Source organism: Haematospirillum sp. H4485, assembly GCF_012102745.1.
Taxonomy (GTDB): Bacteria; Pseudomonadota; Alphaproteobacteria; order Rhodospirillales; family Rhodospirillaceae; genus Haematospirillum.
In genome coordinates, this window is the sequence record NZ_JAAVSY010000026.1 from 1 (window position 1) to 2801 (window position 2801).

The window sequence follows — 2801 nt, forward strand, 5'->3', positions numbered from 1 at the left end:
CCCGATGCATCCGGGTTGACAGTCTTTGCCGATACGTCCGGGGACACGAAAGAGGATTTATCCGTGCGCCTGAACGGCGTAACCACACTATCCGCCCAAAACCTCATTCTGGACACAACGAGGGTTGCCGCAATACTCTCTGACAACCCCGTAAGAGAGGATACTATACCTCATAATGAAGGTGTTGAAGGCGCTGTTTATAAAAGTAGCTTTGCCACTGGACCGGTGACGATAACACTGGGTATGAACGAGCCATCTCCTGTTCTTGTTAATGGCGCCCAGGTTGCTGAGATCATTGATTATAATCACTTGACTGGGGGCGCTTTTGACGATCACCTGACAGGTAATGACCTTAACAACATATTCCATTCCAGCGGTGGCCATGACACAATCGATGGCCAAGGGGGCTGCGACTATATGGACTATAGTGCAGAACAGGACCATATCGTCGTGACACTGGCTGATGGGGGCCGGGATTCCGTCGTTCGTGTCAATGGTATTGACAAAGATACCTTGAGGAATATTGAGGCCGTCATTGGTGGGGCTGGAGATGACAGAATAACGGGCAATGACGGTAACAATATCCTGTTGGGTAACGCAGGCAATGATATCCTGAAGGGCGGTGCAGGTGATGATGCCCTGCATGGCGGCGATGGTGATGATCATTTGGATGGAGGATCCGGCAATGACTTTCTGGCAGGGGGGGCAGGAAAAGACTCTGTCAGCTATGCCAGCTATACGGACTCACTTGATGTAAAGTTACGTGGCGAAACTTGGGGAACCGTGTCTATTGGTACCGGCGAGAAAGATTATCTTCACTCTATTGAAATCTTTGTTGCTGGCAGCGGCGATGACAGATTGCGTGTAGAGCAACTGACATCAACCCTGTCCGGCGGTGCGGGTGCGGATACATTCAGTTACAATGGGTCATCTACTTCTGGTACGATCATAGGAGGTTGGCACCAGATACTGGATTTCAATGCCGCAGAAGGCGATCGGATTGATCTCTCTCATCTGAGCCAAGGCCTGTTAGTTAATCATTTCAGCAACACGGGACCAGCCAGAAACGCTGTCTGGGCAGAGCCACTTGGCAAAGACCTGTTTTTGCGTATTGAGGCTACAGGTGACGATACTCCCGATTTCTCAATCCTGTTAGAGAACACCTCTTCTGTATCTGCATCAGATTTTATTTTTTCGTAATGTTCTGACATAAAGCTAGCCGCTGTTCCTGATGGTATCGGGAACAGCGGTTCAGATTTTCCCGAACGGGCATGGTGTCCTTATCCAACGATGTTGGGTTTGTTGGCTGGATATGAACTCAGCCCGCTAGCGTGCGTCCAGGACTTGCTATCAGCTTTCTTGCGCACTGACCTCGCCACCCATATCGGGGCTTTCCTGCATCAGGTCTTCTTTTGTGAAGCCGAAGCGGGTGATGGTTTCCAGGCTTTCGACCTCGACCCAGACCGGGTCCAGTTTCGGCCCGTTGTATTCGGGTTTTCCGTAGTCTTCCGGGTACGTCTGGGTGTCGGTCATGGTGGTCATGGTACCGCGCAGCAGGCGCATGAATTCAGCGTGGGTCGGGGTGCCCTTGATCGCGTCCAGATCGGCACGGGTGTTGATGATGGTCATTTGTTAACAGCTCCGTTGGGAAGGTCAGGGAAGAAGCCGGTGGGCACAGACGCCACGGGCGCTGGTGTGGCTCGCCACGTACACCGGGGCGTTGTTCCAGCCCGAGCAACGAGAACCTGAATAAGACCTGTCGTTCCAGGCACCACCCAAGATCACGGCATTCGACAATTGGTATGTACTGCCACGCCCTCCCGTGTTCGCCGCCCACGAGGACGAACCATGCGAACCGCCAAAATCACGCCCCCACACATACATACATCCGGTCGCCTGGATCACGCCCCACCTCGAGGTATACTTGGCCTGAAGGCCCGTGGTGCGTGGATCAGACCCCATCGATTCGTTCTCGGTAGTGCCATAGGCCAGTGCCGAAAATTCGGCGTACGAGGGCAGCTGCTTGCCATGCGCCTGCATCACCTCGGCAGCTTCCCACCAGTTGAGCGAGCTATATGTCAGGGAGACATCGCCTGCAAACTGGGCCGGAATTTTCGGTGGGCTTGCACCATCGGCAATGGTGACGCCATACTTGCTGGTGCCGTCCGTATTGTGGTTGACACCCAGCAGATAGATATCGGCCCAGAAGCTGTCCGCCACCAGAGTCATGCCGCGCGGGTCCTTGCACGCCGGGCAGAACTTCAGATCCCACATAGCATACGGATTGATCGCCGGGCGGGTGTCGCCACCGGTCTGTGTTACCGTCGCGTTGCCGCCGGGCGCATAATGAAAGCCGCCGATCTTGCGCGAGTTGGCTGCCGTATAGCCGGACGGAACCTTGAAGTTGGCATCGGCCCGAACGGATCCATCGGCACAGACATACACCGCGTAATCTGTTCCGGGGGTCAGGGTCGGCATCACCACCGCCGTATCGGTTGTAAACGAGATGGCCTTGCCGTGCACGTCCACAGCCGTTTCGGCCTTCAGGCTGATCGCGTTGGCAGCGGTTCTGGTGAACACCACGCTGTCCGGATCGGCCTTGATGAAGGCGTTTTGCATCAAGACATGGCTGGCCGCTCCCACCTGATCCCTTATATTTTTTGCGGTTTGGGTGATAGTGCCCTCGATCTGTGCCTTGAGGGCAGCATCGGCGGCGGCGAAGGCTTGCTTCAGGTCGGCCTTGACGGTTGCGGCCTTGTCGTCCACGGCCCGACGCAGACCTGCCGGCGTGACCGCACGGG

General features: G+C 55.4%; 2 protein-coding genes and 1 pseudogene. 1 reads left to right on the top strand and 2 read right to left on the bottom strand.

Translation table 11 applies throughout. From position 1 onward, the window contains the following. Positions 1 to 1200 (top strand): annotated as a pseudogene (locus HEQ61_RS11440) (calcium-binding protein); the annotation flags it as partial. A 150-nt stretch (positions 1201 to 1350) separates the two neighbouring features. Here the strand turns inward: HEQ61_RS11440 and HEQ61_RS11015 are convergent. Beyond that, positions 1351 to 1629 (bottom strand): hypothetical protein, encoded by a 279-nt coding sequence (locus HEQ61_RS11015; RefSeq protein ID WP_168021455.1) that lies wholly within the window; start codon positions 1627 to 1629, stop codon positions 1351 to 1353. 24 nt (positions 1630 to 1653) lie between these two features. After that, positions 1654 to 2801 (bottom strand): hypothetical protein (locus HEQ61_RS11020; protein WP_209315901.1); only part of this gene is annotated, 1148 nt, incomplete at its 5' end.

Bases quoted from the DNA above. Each gene is read 5' to 3' on its own strand.
- HEQ61_RS11015 (WP_168021455.1), bottom strand. From the start codon at position 1,629: ATGACCATCATCAACACCCGTGCCGATCTGGACGCGATCAAGGGCACC.